The sequence below is a fragment of the Rhodoferax sp. U11-2br genome (assembly GCF_018619435.1).
Taxonomy (GTDB): domain Bacteria; phylum Pseudomonadota; class Gammaproteobacteria; order Burkholderiales; family Burkholderiaceae_C; genus Rhodoferax.
In genome coordinates, this window is sequence record NZ_JAHFZF010000003.1 from 25856 (window position 1) to 44392 (window position 18537).

Sequence of the window (18537 nt, forward strand, 5' to 3'; positions counted from 1 at the left end):
GGTTTCAACTTTATGGACTTCCCGCAAGCACCCCGAAAATCCACCGTGCTGGTGGTGGATGACACACCCGACAACCTGTCCCTGGTGAGTGGCCTGCTGCGTGACGACTACATCGTGCGGGTCGCCAACAATGGTGAAAAGGCCTTGCGTATTGCGACTTCCGAGCAGCCGCCCGACCTGATTCTGCTCGACATCATGATGCCCGGCATGGATGGCTACGAGGTCTGCCAGCGCCTCAAGGCCGACCCCAAGGCGCGCGACATCCGGGTGATTTTCCTGACCGCCAAAGCCGAGATCGAGGACGAGCGCAAGGGTTTTGAGCTGGGCGCGGTGGACTACATTACCAAACCGATCAGCCCGCCCATTTTGCAAGAGCGGGTCAAAACCCATCTGGCACTCAAGGCCTCGTCGGATTTTCTGCGCGACAAAAGCGCCTATCTGGAGCAGGAGGTGGCGCGGCGCACCGCCGAGGTGATGGCGATCCAGGATGTGACCATTCTGGCGCTGGCCTCACTCGCGGAGACCCGCGACACCGATACCGGCAACCACATCCGGCGCACCCAGTACTACGTGCAGGCACTGGCGCTGCAGCTGCGCCAGCACCCGCGCTTTGAGCGGTATCTGAGTGAGGCCAACATCACCATGCTGTTCAAGTCGGCGCCGCTGCATGACATCGGCAAAGTGGGCATTCCGGATCGCATCCTGCTCAAGCCCGGGGGCTTCGAACCGCACGAGCTGGAGATCATGAAACGCCATACCACTCTGGGGTTCGAAGCCATCGAACACGCGGAGAAAGCCTTGGGTATCACGGTGGACTTCTTGCGCGCGGCCAAGGAAATTGCCTTGTCGCACCAGGAAAAGTGGGATGGCAGCGGTTACCCGCAGGGCCTGGTGGGGGATGCCATCCCGATCAGCGCACGCCTGATGGCGCTGGCCGATGTTTATGACGCCTTGATCAGTCGACGGGTCTACAAAGCGGGTATGTCACATGCCCAGGCGGTCGAGATCATTCTGGCAGGCCGGGCCAGCCACTTTGACCCGGATGTGGTGGATGCGTTTGTGGCGGTGCAGGATGCGTTTCAGGCGATTGCCGCGCGTTTTGCGGACCGCGAAGTTGATCCGAGCCCAGCCCTTCGGCCACCTGTGTTACCCCAATAAGGCATTAAATGAGCCTGTAGCCCTTATATAACAAGGGCTAGTCACTCTCAAAAACGAAGTCTCACAGGCGCGGGCTGTTGCGCGCGCCACATACAGTCTGGTGCCCACCCGTGTGTGCACTGGCAACAGGCTCGTGATGGCCAGTTGCAAAAAGCGGCCAAGCTGTTGTGGCATCAACACCTGTGCCTGTGGCATGACTGAGCAACGTCATCCACAGGACAGGCTTAGCACCGAAATGGCGGGTGGATGTGTTGGCACCGGGACGGACAGGCTCCGCACGTCAACACAGGCTGGGTGGGGCTGAACACGCTCGAGGCAAGGCGGGGCTTGCCAACACCCGCTGAGGGAGGGGCAACCCCAGGCTTGCTGTTCCTTTCAAGAATGGTTATCATTTGCCAACTGGGAATAGTTACCATTACTGGAGATCAAGAGCGTCATGATTATTTGCGTTTGCCGTCGCGTCAATGACAAAACGATTGAACGTTGTGCGCGCGCGGGTCTGGATTTTGATGACCTCCAGATGGAGTTGGGCGTGGCCACCCAGTGTGGCAAATGTGAGTGCAAGGCCAGAAGCATCATCGCGGAATGCAGCCCGAACCAGTTGGTTGCCCACATCGAGCACAACGGCCAGCCAACCCGGGGTTTGATTGCTTTGGCCGGCTAGGAGCTGCCATCGTCTTTCGCCCTGTGATGCCCTGAAAATTCTGCCACGGTGGGTGATGACCCCACGCTGTTGACTTGCGTCTGTGCGTTTCTACAATGCGCGGACCCAACCAACAGGAGCCCCACCATGCAAGGCAGTCCAGCAGTTCTTTCCTATCTCAACTTCCTTCTGGCCGGCGAGCTTGCTGCGCGTGATCAGTATTTCATCCATTCGCGCATGTTTCACGAATGGGGCTATGGCAAGCTGCATGATCGCATTGCCCACGAAATGGCCGATGAAACCGGTCATGCCAGTGCCTTGATTGCCAGAATTCTGATGTTGGGTGGCACACCCGCCATGACACCCGAACAACTCAACATTGGCAGCAGCGTGGTGTCCATGCTCGAGAACGATCTGGCGGTGGAGTTCAAGGTGCGCGCTGACCTCAAGAAGGGTGTGGCTCTGTGCGAGACAGAGCAGGACTATGTGTCGCGCAACATCCTGGTGGCACAACTCAAGGACACCGAAGAAGACCATGCCCATTGGCTGGAACAGCAGCTGTTCCTGATCCAACAGATCGGCCTGCCCAATTACCTGCAAAGCCAGGCCAGCTGACACCCTCTTTAGGAGCCATCACCATGAAGATCTCCCAGCCCGTTTTGATGGTGCTCAACAGCGCCTTGCGTGAATCGCTGACCGCCATCAACCAGTATTTTCTGCACGCCCGCATGGCTAAAAACCAGGGGTATGAGAAGCTCGACAGCAAGATCTACCACCAGTCGATTGACGAGATGAAACACTCGGACCGGCTGATCCAGCGCATCTTTTTGCTCGAAGGGCTGCCCAACCTGCAGGAACTTGGCAAGCTCCTGATTGGTGAAGATGTGCCGGAAATCATCAGCTGCGACTTGCAGCTGGAGCAGCGCAAACACAGTGTTCTGGTGGACGCGATTGCGACCTGTGAGCGCGAGCAGGACTATGTCTCACGTGACCTGCTTGAGCACCTCAAAGAGGAGAACGAGGAACACCTGGACTGGCTGGAAACCCAGCAGGAGCTGATCCAGAGCATGGGCCTGCCCAACTACCTGCAGAGCCTGACGAGTTAAAACACGCTCAGGGGTGGCTGAGCTGCCACTTCTGGATGGCCTGGCGAACGTCGGCCAGCGCCAGCGCCACGGCTTTTTCACCTTCCAGAATGGCTTTGTCTTTCTGGTCAAAGTCGGTGACGCCAATCTTGCCCACCTTGGGGCGGATCACCACATCGGCGCGCGCCAGCTCCTGTTCACCCAGGCGTCTGATCATGATGACCAGGGACTGGTCAATCATGTTGCTGAGACCGTCAAACACCAGCCGCCGCTCCAGCTGGGCGGAGATGTCCACCCCGATCACGATGTCGGCGCCCATCTTGCGTGCGGCATCCACCGGCACCGGACTCACCAGGCAACCGTCCACATAGGTTTTGCCGAGGATCTGGGTCGGTTTAAAAAACACCGGGAAGCTGCTGGAGGCGCGCACCGCCTGCCCGGTGTTGCCGCGGGCAAAGTCGACGCGCTGGCCGGTATCTCCTTGCGTGGCCACTGCCACAAAGGGTTTGGACAACTGGTCGATGGGCCGGTTTTTGACCAGCTCGTTGACATAGTCCTGCAGTTTCTGGCCAATCATCAGGCCTTCCCAGGGACTGCGCAGGTTGAAGTCTTTGACCTTGCTCTCGTCCAGCCCAAAGGCCAGCTCCTGCAGCGCAAAACCGTCGAGCCCGCTGGCGTACAAGGCGCCGACCACACTGCCGGCGCTGGTGCCGGCGATCAGTTCGGGCCGCAGGCCTTGCGCCTCCAGCGCCTTGATCACCCCCACATGGGCAAAACCCTTGGTGCCGCCACCACCCAGGGCGATGCCAATGCGCGGCTGGCGTGGCGGGCCGGGTGGGGCCAGCGGTGCCGGGGGTGGGGGAGCAGAGGTGCTGCAAGCGGCCAACAGGCCAGCGGCAGACAGGAGGAGGGAGCGGCGGTACATAAATTTAAGGGCAATTCAAGGCTCATGCCCTTATTTCATAAGGGCGAATAGCTATAGATTCAATAGTTTCAGGTGTTGGCTGGCAAGGTGGTGTACAGCACCACCTGGTTGCGCCCGGCTTCCTTGGCTCGGTACATGGCTTCGTCGGCATGGTGCAAGATGCTTTCCTGATCGGTTTGGCTGGGCTCAAACACGGCCACCCCCATGCTGGCGGTGCAGTGGTGCTCGACCGCTTGGCTGGCCGAGCCCGTGTGGCCGTTGCGGGTGAGCCGGTACACCTCGGCAATGGACCGGCGGATTTTATCGGCGATGGCCATGGCCTGTATCTGCGAGGTCTCCAGCGTGAGGTCAAGTTCACTGAGCAGCACCACAAACTCATCACCCCCCAGGCGCGCCACCGTGTCGACCTCGCGCACGCTGGCCTTGAGGCGCCGTGCCACTTCCATCAGCAGCAGGTCGCCCACCGCGTGGCCGTGGGTGTCGTTGAGCGGCTTGAAGTTGTCCAGGTCCATGAACAGCACCGCGCCAAAGTGGCCGCTGCGTTTGTTGGCCAGCAGGATCTGGCTCAGGCGGTCAGTCAGCAGGCGGCGGTTGGGCAGCTCGGTCAGGGCGTCGAAAAAGGCCAGTTGCCGCACCCGGTCTTCATTGGCTTTGCGCGCCGAGATGTCGGAGAACAGGGCCACATACTGGCGCGTCACACCGCGCTCGTCGCGTACCGCGCTGATGGTGAGCAGTTCGGGGTAGATTTCGCCATTTTTGCGCCGGTTCCAGATTTCGCCGCTCCAGTGGCCGTTGACCAGCAGGGCTTTCCACATGCCTTGGTAAAACGTGTTGTCCTGGCGTTCTGACTTGAGCAGCCGGGTGTGTTTGCCGATGACTTCGGCACGGGAGTAACCGGTGATCTGGCAAAAGGTGTCGTTGACGTTCAGGATGTGGCCGTGCACATCGGTGATGCTGATGCCTTCTTGGGCATGGCTGAAGACACTGGCCGACATCTCCAACTGCAGTTGCGCGCGTTTGCGATCGGTGATGTCACGCACAAAGGCAAACATGTCACCGCCACCATCGGCGTGGGTGGTCAGGCTGATCTCCACATCCCACAGCGTGCCGTCCTTGCGCCGGTGGCGTGTTTCGAATTGGTCGCGACCGGTCTGGTACAAGCGCAGTACCCGCGCGGCAATGTCCTCTGGCCGCTCACTGACCTCCAGGTCAAGGATGGACATCTGCAGCAACGCGTCCTGCGAGTAGCCCGACATGGCGCAATAGGCCGGGTTGACCTGCAACAGCCGTCCCTGTTTGTCGGCCCGCACAAACCCGTCCAGGGTGGTTTGCAACACCGCCTGCAGCGCGCCATAACTGTGTTGCAGGGTCTCCTGGATCTGGCGTTGTTCGGTTACATCCTGCAGGGAGCCCATCAGGCGGCGTACCACCAGCTGCGCGTCACGCTGTACCTCACCGCGTGCCAGGTAGTAGCGCTGGGAGCCGTCGCGGCGCAGGGTGTGCAACTCCAGTTCAAAAGGAATGGCGTAATGCAGCGCCCGCTGTACCGCTTCCTCGAGCCGTTGGGCGTCTTGCGGGATGAACAGTCTGGCCAGTTGGCGCAGCGTGGGTGCACCGGCTGCCGGGTCCAGACGGAAGAACTGAAACAACTCGTCGGACCAGGTGACGGTGTTGGTGTCGATGTCCCACGACCAGCTGCCCAGGTGGGCCAAGGCCTCAGTGCGCGACAACATGTCCTGTTGCGCCAACAGTTTCTGGTTGCGTTGTGCCAGGGTCGCCAGCAAGGTGTTGAAGGCCTGGATCAGTTCACCGATTTCTCCGGGCGCATTCACCGGCAGGCTGATTGGAATTTCTTTGTGATGCGGGTGTTGACCCAAGGCCCGGATGGTGTCGAGCACGGGGGCCAACTGGTGCCGCACGCGCCACCAAGTCAGTCCACCGGCCAACAGGGTGAGCAGCAGGGTTGCCAGCAGCATGCGCTGCTGCATCGCCTGGATCGGGGCAAAAGCCTCGGTGGTGGGCAGCACCGCCGAGAGAATCCAGCCGGTGCTCGCCAGGCGCTTGTCGGAGGCGAGCACTTCCTCACCTCTTGGGTTGGTCAACACCAGCGAGCCCTGGTAACCATCCAGAAAACGGTCCAGCGCTGGGTTTACACCCGCTGCGGGCAACTGCTCCATGATGCGTGTGGTGTCGGTGGCGGCAATCACCCGGCGTTGGAGCGGGTCGACCAGCAAGTAGCCACCGGTGTAGCCATAGCGGTTGGCGGTGATCGCTGTCAGTGGGTTGGGTTTGCGCAAGTTGGTGAGGCCGACCACCGTCCCCACCACGCGGCCACCGGCATCGCGCAGTGGTGCCGCCATGTCGAGGCTGGGGGTGCCGACTCCGGCCACCGCAGACACCTGTCCGATGCTGCTGCGTCCCTCGCTGCGTGCGGTGTGTACCGAGGCCAACTCCAGCAGTGTCTGCCCGTCGCGCTTTGGGCCACTGACACTGTCGGCCAGCACCAGACCTTGGCTGTTGAGCACCAGCACCCCGTCGTTGAACTTGCTGGGCAACAAAACACGTTGGTCCAGGCTGCTTTGCAATTTGGGCGGGTCCAGCAGCAGCTTGGCGTCGGTGTCGTTGGCCACCATCTGCAGCCACGCGTGGCGCTCGGACAACTGCTCGTCGAGCTGTCTGGACAACAGGGTCACGGTGGCAAACTGCTGGGCACTGAGACCAGCCTGCAGGTCGTTTTTTAACTCAACGCTGGCATAAAAAGACAGGCTCCACAAACTGGCCAGGAAAATGCCCATGGTCGACAGCGTGACCCGTGTCTTGATGGAATGCTTGGCCAAAAAGTTGAGCTGCATAAAAGCATGCTAACGCCAGCCCGCGACTTGGTACAGCTGTGCCGCCGTGATGTTTGCACGGTTTTGTGTGTTTTATGCCGAAAGCCCTTATTTAAAAAGGGCTTGTTGCTATGGATAGTGAAGTGCTGTGCTGCCAACCCGCTGAGCCGTCGTGTCACGGCTGCGGTGCAGCAGGCGCTGCGATGCCCAGCTCGGCCAGCTCATCGGGTGTGAACACACGTGAGCGGGTATGGAAGGACTTGCCTTCGGGGCTTTCCAGCGAAAAGTTGCCGCTTTGGCCGTCGAGCACGTCGATGATGAGCTGGGTGTGTTGCCAGTAGCTTTACTGCGCTTTGCCCATGTAGAACGGGCAGCCGCCGATGTCACCCAGGTACACATCACCGGCGCCCATGGTGATTTCTCCAGGCAGAAAACAATTGGCAGCGCTGTTGTCGCAGCAGCCACCCGACTGGTGAAACATCAGCGCCGGACCGTGTTTGGTTTTCAGGAGCGCGATAAGTGCAAGCGCGGCGGGTGTGGCGACCACCCGCGCAGGTGGGGTGTTTGCGTTCATGGATAGTTCACAGAGGTGTTCAGGCCACCATTGCACCACGGAAGATATTCTCGATCTCGGCTTGGGTAGCCGGGCGAGGGTTGGTCAAGCCACAGGCGTCTTTGAGTGCGTTGGTCGCCAGCAGCGGAATGTCTTCTTCTTTGACGCCAAGCTCGCTCAGGCTTTTGGGGATGCCAATGTCCAGTGCCAACTGGCGGATGGCTGTCAGGCAGGCCTGGGCGCCCGCTTGGTCATCCAGCGTTTGCACATCCACACCCATGGCCTGCGCCACAGTGCGTAGTCGGGCTGCCGAGGTCAACACATTGAACGCTTCCACATGGGGCAGCAGCAGCGCATTGCAAACACCGTGCGGCAGGTCGTAGAAACCCCCCAATTGGTGCGCCATGGCATGCACGTAGCCCAAGGACGCGTTGTTGAACGCCATACCTGCCAGAAACTGGGCGTATGCCATTTGTTCGCGGGCCTGCAGGTTGTCACCATGGGCCACTGCCGTGCGCAGGTTGTCCACGATCAATTGCACGGCCTTGAGGGCGCAGGCGTCGGTGATGGGGGTGGCTGCGGTGGACACATAGGCTTCCACCGCGTGTGTCAGCGCATCCATGCCGGTGGCGGCGGTCAAGCCTTTGGGCATGGCCAGCATCAGTTCAGGGTCGTTGACCGACATGATAGGGGTCACATGGCGGTCAACAATGGCCATCTTGATGTGCCGCGCTTCATCGGTGATGATGCAAAACCGCGTCATTTCACTGGCGGTGCCTGCGGTGGTATTGATGGCGACCAGCGGCAGTTGCGGTTTGGCCGAGCGGTCCACTCCCTCATAGTCGGCAATCTCGCCGCCGTTGGCTGCGCACAAGGCGATGCCCTTGGCGCAGTCGTGTGGTGAACCACCTCCCAACGAGACCACCAGGTCGCAGCCATGCTGGCGAAGCAGAGCCAGACCCGTGCGCACATTGGCCACCGTCGGGTTGGGTTGTGTGCCGTCAAATACTGCCGACTCGATCTGTTGTGTGGCCAGTTGCGTTTGGATGCGTGCTGCGACACCCAGTTTGTTCAACACGCTGTCCGTGACGATCAGCGCCTTGTGAAACCCACGGCTTCGCAAGGTCACCATGGCCTCCTTCAGACAGCCTGCACCCATGAGGTTGAAGCTGGGTATAAAAAATGTACTTGTCATCGCGAATTTTTCCCCGTTATGTGAAAGGGCCGAAATGGTGATGGCTGATGCGCCGCCGACATGCGCTGACCGAAGGCCAGCGCCGTGCTGTCAGGCGGCACAGGTGGCTTTAGAAGAAGCCTAGCTTCTTCTCGCTGTAGCTCACGAGCAGGTTCTTGGTTTGCTGGTAGTGGTCCAGCATGATCTTGTGGGTTTCACGGCCAATGCCCGATTCCTTGTAACCACCAAAAGCGGCGTGCGCCGGGTAGGCGTGGTAACAATTGGTCCACACCCGTCCGGCCTTGATGGCGCGACCCATGCGGTAGGCGACGTTGCCGTTGCGGCTCCAAACACCGGCACCCAGGCCATACAAGGTGTCGTTGGCAATGGCCAGCGCTTCGGCCTCGTCCTTGAAGGTGGTCACCGCCAGTACCGGCCCGAAGATTTCCTCCTGGAAGATGCGCATCTTGTTGTGGCCTTTGAACAGCGTGGGCTGGATGTAATAACCACCGGCCAAATCCCCGTCCATCTGGGCACGTTCCCCGCCAATCAGCACCTGTGCGCCTTCTTCCTTGCCGAGTTTGAGGTAGGACTCGATCTTGTCCATCTGGATCTGCGAGGCTTGTGCCCCCATCATGGTCTCGGTGTCGAGCGGGCTGCCTTGTTTGATGGCGGCGACGCGTTTCAAGGCCTTTTCCATGAACTTGTCGTAGATCGACTCCTGAATCAGCGCGCGTGACGGGCAGGTGCACACTTCACCCTGGTTGAAGGCGAACAAGACCAGCCCTTCAATCGCCTTGTCGAGAAAACCGTCATCCTGGTCCATCACGTCGGCAAAAAAGATGTTAGGTGACTTGCCACCGAGCTCCAGCGTGGCTGGAATCAGGTTGTTGGCGGCCGCCTGGGCAATCACCCGGCCGGTGGTGGTGGAGCCCGTGAACGCGATCTTGGCAATGCGCTTGCTGTTGGCCAGCGGCATGCCCGCTTCACGACCATAACCGTTGACGATGTTGAGCACACCCGGAGGAAGGATGTCAGCAATCAGCTCGGCCAGCACCAGGATGCTGACCGGGGTGGACTCGGCCGGTTTGAGCACCACGCAGTTGCCCGCACCAATGGCCGGGGCCAGTTTCCAGGCTGCCATCAGGATCGGGAAGTTCCAGGGAATGATCTGTCCCACCACGCCCAGGGGCTCGTGGATGTGGTAGGCCATGGTGTTCTCGTCGATCTCGCTGATGCCCCCTTCCTGAGAGCGCAGGCAACCGGCAAAGTAGCGGAAATGGTCAATGGTCAGCGGAATATCGGCGTTGAGGGTTTCGCGGATCGGTTTGCCGTTGTCCACGGTTTCGACGTAGGCCAGCAGTTCCAGATTGGCTTCCAGACGGTCGGCAATTTTTAGCAAGATGTTGGAGCGGGTGGCGGCATCGGTCTTGCCCCAGGCGTCTGCGGCGGCGTGGGCAGCGTCTAGCGCCAGCTCAATGTCTTCGGCGCCAGAGCGGGCCACCTGGGTGTAGGGTTTGCCGGTGATGGGTGTGGCCACGTCAAAGTACTGGCCCTTGACCGGCGGAACAAATTTGCCACCGATGAAGTTGTCATAACGTGCTTTGAAGTTGTGTTTGGCACCGGCCGAGCCGGGAGCGGCATAAATCATCTTGTGTCCTCTTTATGTGTCTTTGTGAATGAAATTGCCTTGCGGCAAGCTGGGTCTATCAAGTCGCGTGCCAGATCAGTGGAGTCAACTCAAGTGGTTGATTCCATTGAAAAATGTCTTCGTGGGTGCGCGGTGTCAGCGTTGTCCGTGAGGCCAGGAGGTGTACCAAAATGTGACAGGTGTTCCTCAAGGTGACAGGTCTGGCGAGCACCTTGGCCATGCAATACACTTCCTGCTGCATGAACGCGTGGGCCTGGTCACCATGGCCCTGACGACAACCAGAGAGCAGGCATAAGTCTGCCCAGGAGACAACGTGCGAACACCCCCTGCTGCCGTGGCCTTGCGCCAGGCGCGCCTGCATTTGCTGGAACATGGTGACTGCCCGCCGGGTGGTCTGGATGAACGCGTGGCGCGCTCCTGGCGGCGCAGTCTGGCGGCTGGCTTGCTGCCAGCTGGACGTGTGCCGGAGTCTGAACACAGCAGCGGTGCCGAACTGCTGCACACCATGGCCTCCAACCACGAGTTACTGGCGCATTCGCGTCCGGTGATGGCTCACCTGTTTGAGCAGGTGCGTCACACCCAGGGCATGGTGATCCTGGCGGACCAGCGCGGTACCTTGGTCCACACACTGGGACACGCCGACTTTCTGAGCCGGGCCGAGCGTGTGGCCTTGTCATGTGGTGCCAACTGGCATGAGCAGCAGCGTGGCACCAACGCGATTGGTACCGCTTTGGTGGAGGCCAGTGGGGTGGAGATCCACGGTGCCGAGCATTTTCTGGAGCGCAACGAGTTTCTGACCTGCACCGCCGTGCCCATTTTGTCGGCGCAGGCTGAGCTGCTGGGGGTGCTGGACATCTCGGGGGACCAGCGCAGCCGCCACCCACACACGCTGGGTTTGGTGGGCATGGCCTCACGCATGATTGAAAACCGCCTGATCATCAGTACCTGCCAGCGCCACATCCGCCTGCATGTCCATGCCCAGCTGGAAGGTATTGGCAGCATCGCCGAAGGCATTGTGCTGCTGTCGGAAGATGGCTGGCTGGTCGGGGCCAACCGCGCTGCCATGGCTTGGCTCAAACTCAGCCGCGCTGACCTGGGCGCGGTCCAGCTGCAACAGCGGCTGGAGCTTCCTCTGTCCGAACTGTTGTCACGCCACAAACGCCGCCCCGGGCAGCCCACCCAGGTGCGCCAGCTCGATGGCAGTGGCCTGTATGTTCTGGTGCAACATACGCTGCCAACCTGTGTCACGGTGCTGCCACAACCGGTGGCCAGCGCGCTACCCGTGAGGGATGCCCTGCTGAGCCTGGACACTGGTGACCTGCGCTGGCGCAGTGCCGCCGACAAGGTCCGGCGGGTGTTGGATAAACCCATACCGGTGCTGATCCAGGGGGAGTCCGGGGTTGGCAAAGAGCTGTTTGCCAGAGCCTCTCATGATAGCGGACCCCGCAAAAATAAAGCGTTTGTTGCTATCAATTGTGCTGCTGTTCCGGAGAATCTGATCGAGGCCGAGTTGTTTGGTTACACCCCGGGTGCCTTCACCGGCGCACGGCGCGAGGGCAGTGTCGGGCGCCTGCGTGAAGCCCAGGGTGGCACACTGTTTCTGGACGAGATTGGTGACATGCCGCTGGGTCTGCAGGCGCGTTTGCTGAGGGTGCTGCAGGAGCGTCAGGTGACGCCTCTGGGTGGTGGCCAGCCGGTGGCGGTGGACTTTGCCCTGATCTGTGCCAGCCATCACAAACTGCGTGAAGAAGCCGCTGCTGGTCGTTTTCGCAACGACCTGTATTACCGCATCAACGGGCTGACAGTGCTGTTGCCGCCGCTGCGCGAGCGAACAGATTTTGTGATGCTGACCGAGCGTTTGCTGGCTGACCTGAACTCAGGGCGCCGGGTGACTGTGGCGCCTGATGTGTTGGCGCGCTTTTGCCAGCACAACTGGCCCGGCAACCTGCGCCAGTACGCCAATGCCTTGCGCACCGCCTGTGCCATGCTGGGCGCACACGAGGACTGCATCAGCTGGGACCACCTGCCCGACGATTTGTTGGAAGACTTGCAACATACGCTGCATGTGCCAGACGGGGTGGCAGCTGGCCCAGTGCCAGCCGTGCCAGGGTCCCCAGCCCGGGCTCAGAACGGTGCAGCAAGCACCACCGAGTCCGGCAACGTGACGTTATTGCATAACCTGCAGGCCTTGTCTCGCCAAGCGATTCACCAGGCGCTCGATGCCAGTTCAGGCAATGTGTCCCTAGCGGCGCGGCGACTGGGCATCAGCCGCCAGACCTTGTACCGAAAACTGGCTGAGGCCGGGGCAGGTATCCGGGCGTGAGTGGGCTGTGGCCATTGAAAAAACAAAACCCGCCGAAGCGGGTTGTTGGTGTACCAAGGAAGATATCTATTTCTTGGCGGCGCTCGCGCCAGCAGTGGCCGCATCTGCCTTTGTGCCATCGGCTTTTTTGGCGGCAGGCGTTGTCGCCTTGAAGGCCTCGCCATTCACTGTCAAACCCTCTTTTGAAAACTTGGCAGCGTTGCCTGCCCCCACACCTTGGACACGATCCATGAAATCGGTCCAATCCTTGAAGTTGCCCTTTTTACGCTCGTCCAGGATTTTGGTGGAAATGCCGGGTCCAATACCTTTGATGCCGTCGAGCTCGGCAGCGGTGGCTTTGTTGACATCCACAGCGGCAAAGCTGGCAGCTGCAAACAACATGGCCCCCAGGGCCAAAATTTTCTTCAGCATGATGAGTCCTCCTGAGCTTGGTTGACGAGACAAGGTGACGCAGTATGGGTGCCCGAGGGCACAGCTTCACGCAAGCAGTGTAAAACCGCGCCTCAGAAAACGCTGTCGCAAATTTGTATCAAAAACCGAGACTCTCAGCTCTGACCCGTTTGCATCCGTGACCGCACGTAACTTGCCACGCCGGTTTGCACATCAGCAAACTGGTGGTCACAACCTACGGCCCGCAGCGCTGTTAGATCTGCCTGGGTGTAACACTGGTATTTGCCACGCAGGGCGTCTGGGAAGGGGATGTATTCCAGCAGACCCTGGCTCACCAGCTCTGGCAGCGACAAGGCGGGCAAGTTGTCCAACTCGCGCAGGCTGTTGACCACCGAGCTGGCCACATCGTTGAATGGCTGTGCACGACCGGTACCCAGGTTGAAGATGCCCGAGATACCCGGGTGGTCAAAAAACCAGAGGTTAACCGCCACCACGTCGTCGATGAAGACGAAGTCGCGCATTTGTGAGCCGGCCGCATAACCGCCGTATTCGTCAAACAGCTTGACCCGGCCCTCGGAGCGAAACTGGTTGAACTGGTGAAATGCCACGCTGGCCATGCGACCCTTGTGCTGTTCACGCGGGCCATAGACATTGAAGTAGCGGAAACCCACCACTTGCATGGTTTTGCCGGCAAAAGCACGTTCAAACTGCAAGCCACATTCGCGGCGCATGCGCTGGTCAAACAGCAGCTTGGAGTAGCCATAAACATTGAGCGGCGCCTCAAACGCCGGCTCTTCCCGGAAGGTGTCCGAGCCGCCGTAGGTGGCAGCGCTTGAGGCGTAGAGCAGCCGGGCACCACGTTTCTGACAGGCTGAATAGAGCTGCAGTGAGGTGGCAAAGTTGTTCTGCATCATGTACTTGCCATTGCTTTCCATGGTGTCGCTGCAAGCGCCTTCGTGGAAGATGGCCTCCACCTGCCCGTAGGCGCCTTCTGCATAGTTGTCGTAGAACACGTCGGCGTCGACATAGTCGGCAATCTGCAGGTCAGCGATGTTGCGGAATTTGTCGCCTTGTGTCAGGTCGTCCACCGCAATGATGTCGGTTAGGCCGCGGGCATTGAGCCCCTTGATGATGTTGCTACCAATAAATCCGGCTGCACCGGTGACGACGATTCGGGTCATACAAACAACTCCTCGTAAGAAACGGTGGCGGTGCCAAACTTGCCCACCACCACACCACCCGCCCGGTTGGCCAAGGGCAAGGCGTCACGCAGGCTCACACCAGCCGCGACCATTGCCGCCATGGTCGCGATCACGGTGTCGCCGGCTCCGGTGACATCAAACACCTCAAGCGCCTGTGCGCTGACGCTGATCTGCCCCTGGGCATCGAACAGGGTCATGCCTTCTTCGCTGCGAGTGAGCAACAGGGCCTGCAGGCCAAGTTGTTCACGCAGAGTTTGGGCTTTGCTGGTCAAGTCGGCTTCGTTGTGCCAGTTGCCGATGACCTGCTGCAGCTCCGCCTTGTTGGGGGTGATCACGGTGGCGCCCTGGTAGCGAGAGTAGTCGGTGCCCTTGGGGTCGATCAGGATCGGTTTGCCTGCAGTACGAGCGCGTGCAATCATGTCGCTGACATGGGCCAGACCACCTTTGCCATAGTCCGAGAACAGCACCGCATCCTGCTGTGGTAGCAGTTCGATGAAGGCGGCGGTTTGCGAGGCCAGGATCTCGGTTTGAGGGGTGTTTTCGAAATCCATACGCAACAGCTGTTGCTGACGGCCAATCACACGCAGTTTGACCGTGGTCTTGAGTTCGGTGTCGCGTCCAAAGTGTGCCTGGATGCCGGTACCGGCCACCAGAGCTTCGAGCTTGTGGCTGGCTTCATCGTTCCCTACCACCGTCAGCAGGGATGATTGCGCCCCCAGCGTGACCAGGTTGTAGGCCACATTGGCGGCGCCCCCCATGCGTTCGTCTTCGCGCGTGACACGCACCACCGGCACCGGGGCTTCCGGGCTGATGCGATCCACTGCGCCGTACCAGTAACGGTCCAGCATCACGTCACCTACCACCAGGACACGGGCCTGGCTCAGTTGTTGTTTGGATATTGTGGTCATAGTTCTTCTACCCGCCTGGCGGGGTAACTGTCCCAGGTCTGGCAACCGGGGCACTGCCAAAAATGCTGTGTGGCCTCAAAACCGCAGGCAGCGCAGCGGTAGCGCAACAGGGGTTTGATGGCATGGTCAAGTGCGCGCTGCACCTGAGGGTGAAACTGCTCGTCTTCAAACTTCTCGCCAGCAATCCAGCGGGTGGCAGCGACCAGCGAAGGCTCTTGCGCCAGGTGACGGGCATACCAGTCGCGCTCGGCGCCAGCGGTGCCGGCAGACAGGCGAACAATCGCATCCAGCACATCCAGCGAGGCATGCTGCTCATAAAGTGTCTGCAGCCGATCCAGCGCCTGTTTGCCGTTACCCAGTCGCAGCGCGATGTCTGCCAGGGGTCCTGCTATCAATGGAATAGCTGTCGGCGCATGTGTCATGGCGTCGAACAGCGTTTGTTGTGCACCAGCCAGGTCACCGGTGTTGGCTTGGAGTTGTGACAGCGCCAAGCGAGCACGTGCTGCATCCGGTGCTTTGTTCACCGCTTCCTCCAGATGCACGCGTGCGGCATCCACCCGACCATGCGTCAGATCGTCCGCAGCCTGCTCACACAGGTAGTGTGCCAGGCGCTGGTGGAAACTGCCTTGGTTGGCGTTCTCGAGTTTGTGGGCCACCTGGGCTGCCAGTACCCAGTCGCGGCTGCGCTCGTAGTTGGCCAGCAAAGCCAGTCGAGCCTCGGTCTCAAAGGCCGTGCCCTCAAGTTTGTTGAGCGCGTCTTCGGCGCGGTCCAGCAGCCCAGCCTTGAGGAAGTCCAGCGCCAGTGCGTGTTGCGCCCGGTGGCGGTCGGCCTGGCTCAGGTCACCGCGTGACATCAGGTGCTCATGCACCCGTACCGCGCGTTCGTATTCACCACGGCGGCGAAACAGGTTGCCCAGCGCAAAGTGGAGTTCAGAGGTGTCCGGGTCTTTTTGGACCGCTTCGATGAAGGCGTCAATGGCTTGGTCCTGCTGTTCATTGAGCAGGTAGTTCAGCCCCCTGAAATAGGCCTTGGGCGCCTGTCGGTTTTCCAGACGGATCTGGCGTAAATCAAAGCGTGAAGCCAACCAACCCAGTGCAAAAGCCAGCGGCAGGCCCAGCAAAATCCAGCTCAGACTAAATTCCATCGGCGTAGGCAGGTGCGTTGGCGGGTGGTGCTGCTGTTAAGCTAGCGGACGTGTTTGGGACAGACGGTGCGTCTGTGGTTGCGGGGTGTTTGGATTGGCGTCGTTGTCGCCACCACCACGGGACCATGCCCAGTACCCCCACGACCACACCTGCCGCAAACGCGGTCAACACCACCAGAACCTGGGGGGCTTGCCACTGGTTGCCAAAGAAAAAATGCACCGTGGTGTCTTGTTGGTTGTTCAGCGCAAAGGCGAACAGGGTAAAAAAAATGGCTGCTTTCAGCATCCACTTCAGCAACCAGATCAGTTTGTTCATTGGCGTGTTCCCAAGGGCTCAAAATTTTAACGCCAACAACTTTGGCCACGGTCACGGCGATCGGCTTGGCGACCGCAGGCAAGGCTGGGGCTGCCGTAGCGTCAGGGGCGGGCGGTTTGGGTCAATTCTGCCGTGCGCTGGTCCACTGCCTCACGCAAGGCTTTGCCGGGTTTGAAATGGGGCACGCGCTTTTCGGGGATCGCCACGCTTTCGCCGCTGCGCGGGTTGCGGCCCATGCGCGGTGCACGGTAGTTGACGGAAAAACTGCCAAAACCGCGAATCTCGATGCGGTGGCCGCGCACCAGTGCGTCGTTCATCGCGTCCAGAATGGCTTTGACGGCAAACTCGGCATCACGCTGGGTGAGTTGGCTGAAACGCGCGGCAAGCTCTTCAACAAGGTCGGAACGGGTCATGATGTGGGGCCTGAAACGAAGAAAAAAACGACCGGTGCACAGGTGCAACCGGTCGTCAGTTCAGTGGGGCAACAAGCAGATCAGTTGTTGTCCAGCTTGGCGCGCAACAACGCACCGAGGCTGGTGGTGCCAGCGTTTTCACGAGCCGATTGCTGGCTCAGAGATGCCATGGCTTCGTTCTGGTCAGCAGCGTCTTTGGCCTTGATCGACAGCTGGATGTTGCGGGTCTTGCGATCCACATTGACCACCACAGCGGTGACTTCGTCGCCTTCCTTGAGCACGTTGCGCGCGTCTTCAACGCGGTCACGGCTGATTTCGGAAGCGCGCAGGTAACCAAGGATGTCTTCGCCGAGGTCGATTTCAGCGCCCTTGGCATCCACGGTCTTGACCTTGCCGGTGACCACAGAACCCTTGTCGTTGATCGACGAGAAGGTGGTGAACGGGTCGGAGTCGAGTTGTTTGATACCCAGGGAGATGCGTTCGCGGTCCACGTCCACAGCCAACACCAGAGCTTCGACTTCTTGGCCCTTCTTGTACTCGCGCACAGCGGCTTCGCCAGTTTCGTTCCAGGACAGGTCAGACAAATGCACCAGACCGTCGATGCCAGCAGCCAAGCCGACGAACACGCCGAAATCGGTGATGGATTTGATCGGGCCCTTGACGCGGTCGCCGCGCTTGGTGTTTTGGGCGAACTCTTGCCATGGGTTGGCCTTGCATTGCTTCATGCCCAGGCTGATACGGCGCTTGTCTTCGTCGATTTCCAGAACCATGACTTCGACTTCGTCACCCAGGGCAACGATCTTGCTCGGGGCCACGTTCTTGTTGGTCCAGTCCATTTCGGACACGTGCACCAGACCTTCGATGCCGGGTTCGAGTTCCACAAATGCGCCGTAGTCGGCGATGTTGGTGATCTTGCCGAACATGCGGGTACCTTGGGGGTAACGGCGGTTCACGCCCATCCAAGGATCGTCGCCCATTTGCTTCAGACCCAGAGACACGCGGTTCTTTTCGGTGTCGAACTTCAGGATCTTGGCGGTGATTTCTTGGCCAGCAGTCACCACTTCAGACGGGTGACGGACGCGGCGCCATGCCATGTCGGTGATGTGCAACAGGCCGTCGATGCCGCCCAGGTCGACAAACGCACCGTATTCGGTGATGTTCTTGACCACACCGTGAACAATGGCGCCTTCTTTCAGCGTGTTCATCAGCTTGGAGCGTTCTTCGCCCATGGAGGCTTCCACCACGGCACGGCGGCTCAGCACCACGTTATTGCGCTTGCGGTCGAGCTTGATGACCTTGAATTCCAGGGTCTTGTTTTCGTACGGAGACAGGTCTTTGGTCGGACGGGTGTCCACCAGAGAGCCGGGCAAGAAGGCGCGGATGCCGTTGACCAACACGGTCAGACCACCCTTGACCTTGCCGCTGGTGGTGCCAGTGACAAATTCGCCGGTTTCCAGGGCTTTTTCCAGGCTCATCCAGGAAGCCAGACGTTTGGCGGTGTCACGCGACAGGATGGTGTCGCCGTAGCCGTTTTCGATGGAGCCGATGGCCACGGAGACAAAGTCACCGACTTGGACTTCGGTTTCGCCCTGATCGTTCTTGAACTCTTCCAGCGGCACATAGGCTTCAGATTTCAGACCAGCGTTGACAACCACAAAGCTGTGTTCAATACGGACCACTTCAGCAGTGATCACTTCGCCTGGACGCATTTCTGTGCGTGTCAAGGACTCTTCAAACAGGGCGGCAAAAGATTCAGACATTTTTTGTGTGGCTGTGACGCCACGGGGTTAAGTTTTGTGAACCTCACCTGCGGTGCGCAG

At 59.9% G+C, this 18537-nt stretch carries 16 protein-coding genes and 1 pseudogene; 5 read left to right on the forward strand and 12 right to left on the reverse strand.

The window, feature by feature from the left end:
- The first annotated feature begins 12 nt into the window (after window positions 1–12).
- The 4 genes from KKO72_RS02565 to bfr (KKO72_RS02580) all read left to right on the forward strand — a co-directional run bounded on the left by KKO72_RS02565 (window position 13) and on the right by bfr (KKO72_RS02580) (window position 2907).
- Entirely contained in the window at window positions 13–1158 is a 1146-nt protein-coding gene (locus KKO72_RS02565; RefSeq protein ID WP_214935181.1) for a two-component system response regulator, read from the forward strand.
- Between the two features lie 436 nt (window positions 1159–1594).
- The gene (locus KKO72_RS02570) at window positions 1595–1822 is read left to right on the forward strand and encodes a bacterioferritin-associated ferredoxin (protein ID WP_214935183.1); all 228 of its coding nucleotides are present in this window, start codon (window positions 1595–1597) and stop codon (window positions 1820–1822) included.
- Window positions 1823–1948: 126 nt separating this feature from the next.
- A complete protein-coding gene (gene bfr / locus KKO72_RS02575; RefSeq protein WP_078363964.1) occupies window positions 1949–2416 on the forward strand; it encodes a bacterioferritin in 468 nt (155 codons plus the stop codon).
- 23 nt (window positions 2417–2439) lie between these two features.
- Window positions 2440–2907: a bacterioferritin gene (gene bfr, locus KKO72_RS02580; protein WP_078363963.1), complete on the forward strand. Its 468-nt coding sequence runs from the start codon at window positions 2440–2442 to the stop codon at window positions 2905–2907.
- A 7-nt stretch (window positions 2908–2914) separates the two neighbouring features.
- Here bfr (KKO72_RS02580) and KKO72_RS02585 read toward each other — a convergent pair whose 3' ends face one another.
- The 5 genes and pseudogenes from KKO72_RS02585 to adh all read right to left on the reverse strand — a co-directional run bounded on the left by KKO72_RS02585 (window position 2915) and on the right by adh (window position 10020).
- A complete protein-coding gene (locus KKO72_RS02585; protein ID WP_214935186.1) occupies window positions 2915–3811 on the reverse strand; it encodes a patatin-like phospholipase family protein in 897 nt (298 codons plus the stop codon).
- Between the two features lie 68 nt (window positions 3812–3879).
- Entirely contained in the window at window positions 3880–6663 is a 2784-nt protein-coding gene (locus KKO72_RS21235) for a PAS domain S-box protein (protein WP_214935188.1), read from the reverse strand.
- A gap of 154 nt (window positions 6664–6817) precedes the next feature.
- Window positions 6818–7216 (reverse strand): annotated as a pseudogene (locus KKO72_RS02595) (DUF779 domain-containing protein).
- Window positions 7217–7235: 19 nt separating this feature from the next.
- Window positions 7236–8390, reverse strand: coding sequence for an L-threonine dehydrogenase (gene yiaY, locus KKO72_RS02600; protein WP_214935190.1), 1155 nt, complete (start codon window positions 8388–8390; stop codon window positions 7236–7238).
- A gap of 109 nt (window positions 8391–8499) precedes the next feature.
- A complete protein-coding gene (gene adh / locus KKO72_RS02605) occupies window positions 8500–10020 on the reverse strand; it encodes an aldehyde dehydrogenase (protein WP_214935191.1) in 1521 nt (506 codons plus the stop codon).
- 313 nt (window positions 10021–10333) lie between these two features.
- Here adh and KKO72_RS02610 point away from each other — a divergent pair, with 313 nt between their 5' ends.
- Window positions 10334–12343, forward strand: coding sequence for a sigma-54-dependent Fis family transcriptional regulator (locus tag KKO72_RS02610; RefSeq protein WP_214935193.1), 2010 nt, complete (start codon window positions 10334–10336; stop codon window positions 12341–12343).
- 66 nt (window positions 12344–12409) lie between these two features.
- Here the strand turns inward: KKO72_RS02610 and KKO72_RS02615 are convergent, their stop codons facing one another.
- The 7 genes from KKO72_RS02615 to rpsA form a co-directional block, all read right to left on the reverse strand.
- Window positions 12410–12754 (reverse strand): helix-hairpin-helix domain-containing protein, encoded by a 345-nt coding sequence (locus KKO72_RS02615; protein ID WP_214935195.1) that lies wholly within the window; start codon window positions 12752–12754, stop codon window positions 12410–12412.
- Window positions 12755–12888: 134 nt separating this feature from the next.
- Window positions 12889–13914 (reverse strand): ADP-glyceromanno-heptose 6-epimerase, encoded by a 1026-nt coding sequence (rfaD, locus tag KKO72_RS02620; protein WP_214935197.1) that lies wholly within the window; start codon window positions 13912–13914, stop codon window positions 12889–12891.
- Window positions 13911–14843: a D-glycero-beta-D-manno-heptose-7-phosphate kinase gene (gene rfaE1, locus KKO72_RS02625; protein ID WP_214935199.1), complete on the reverse strand. Its 933-nt coding sequence runs from the start codon at window positions 14841–14843 to the stop codon at window positions 13911–13913. Before rfaE1 ends, rfaD begins: the two co-directional genes overlap by 4 nt.
- On the reverse strand, window positions 14840–15988 hold the full coding sequence (gene lapB / locus KKO72_RS02630) for a lipopolysaccharide assembly protein LapB (protein ID WP_214935200.1): 1149 nt from the start codon (window positions 15986–15988) through the stop codon (window positions 14840–14842). The genes rfaE1 and lapB overlap by 4 nt, the downstream gene beginning before the upstream one ends.
- Window positions 15978–16304, reverse strand: a complete 327-nt coding sequence (locus tag KKO72_RS02635; protein ID WP_251140412.1) for a lipopolysaccharide assembly LapA domain-containing protein — start codon at window positions 16302–16304, stop codon at window positions 15978–15980. The genes lapB and KKO72_RS02635 overlap by 11 nt, the downstream gene beginning before the upstream one ends.
- Before the next feature lie 101 nt (window positions 16305–16405).
- Window positions 16406–16717: an integration host factor subunit beta gene (locus KKO72_RS02640; RefSeq protein ID WP_078363952.1), complete on the reverse strand. Its 312-nt coding sequence runs from the start codon at window positions 16715–16717 to the stop codon at window positions 16406–16408.
- 80 nt (window positions 16718–16797) lie between these two features.
- On the reverse strand, window positions 16798–18477 hold the full coding sequence (gene rpsA, locus KKO72_RS02645; protein ID WP_078363951.1) for a 30S ribosomal protein S1: 1680 nt from the start codon (window positions 18475–18477) through the stop codon (window positions 16798–16800).
- Window positions 18478–18537 lie beyond the last annotated feature (60 nt).

Excerpts from the sequence above, each read along its gene's own strand:
- KKO72_RS02565 (WP_214935181.1), top strand. The coding sequence starts at position 13 with ATGGACTTCCCGCAAGCACCCCGAAAATCCACCGTGCTGGTGGTGGAT.
- KKO72_RS02570 (WP_214935183.1), top strand. The coding sequence starts at position 1,595 with ATGATTATTTGCGTTTGCCGTCGCGTCAATGACAAAACGATTGAACGT.
- bfr (WP_078363964.1), top strand. The coding sequence starts at position 1,949 with ATGCAAGGCAGTCCAGCAGTTCTTTCCTATCTCAACTTCCTTCTGGCC.
- bfr (WP_078363963.1), top strand. The coding sequence starts at position 2,440 with ATGAAGATCTCCCAGCCCGTTTTGATGGTGCTCAACAGCGCCTTGCGT.
- KKO72_RS02585 (WP_214935186.1), bottom strand. The coding sequence starts at position 3,811 with ATGTACCGCCGCTCCCTCCTCCTGTCTGCCGCTGGCCTGTTGGCCGCT.
- KKO72_RS21235 (WP_214935188.1), bottom strand. The coding sequence starts at position 6,663 with ATGCAGCTCAACTTTTTGGCCAAGCATTCCATCAAGACACGGGTCACG.
- yiaY (WP_214935190.1), bottom strand. The coding sequence starts at position 8,390 with ATGACAAGTACATTTTTTATACCCAGCTTCAACCTCATGGGTGCAGGC.
- adh (WP_214935191.1), bottom strand. The coding sequence starts at position 10,020 with ATGATTTATGCCGCTCCCGGCTCGGCCGGTGCCAAACACAACTTCAAA.
- KKO72_RS02615 (WP_214935195.1), bottom strand. The coding sequence starts at position 12,754 with ATGCTGAAGAAAATTTTGGCCCTGGGGGCCATGTTGTTTGCAGCTGCC.
- rfaD (WP_214935197.1), bottom strand. The coding sequence starts at position 13,914 with ATGACCCGAATCGTCGTCACCGGTGCAGCCGGATTTATTGGTAGCAAC.
- rfaE1 (WP_214935199.1), bottom strand. The coding sequence starts at position 14,843 with ATGACCACAATATCCAAACAACAACTGAGCCAGGCCCGTGTCCTGGTG.
- lapB (WP_214935200.1), bottom strand. The coding sequence starts at position 15,988 with ATGGAATTTAGTCTGAGCTGGATTTTGCTGGGCCTGCCGCTGGCTTTT.
- KKO72_RS02635 (WP_251140412.1), bottom strand. The coding sequence starts at position 16,304 with ATGAACAAACTGATCTGGTTGCTGAAGTGGATGCTGAAAGCAGCCATT.
- KKO72_RS02640 (WP_078363952.1), bottom strand. The coding sequence starts at position 16,717 with ATGACCCGTTCCGACCTTGTTGAAGAGCTTGCCGCGCGTTTCAGCCAA.
- rpsA (WP_078363951.1), bottom strand. The coding sequence starts at position 18,477 with ATGTCTGAATCTTTTGCCGCCCTGTTTGAAGAGTCCTTGACACGCACA.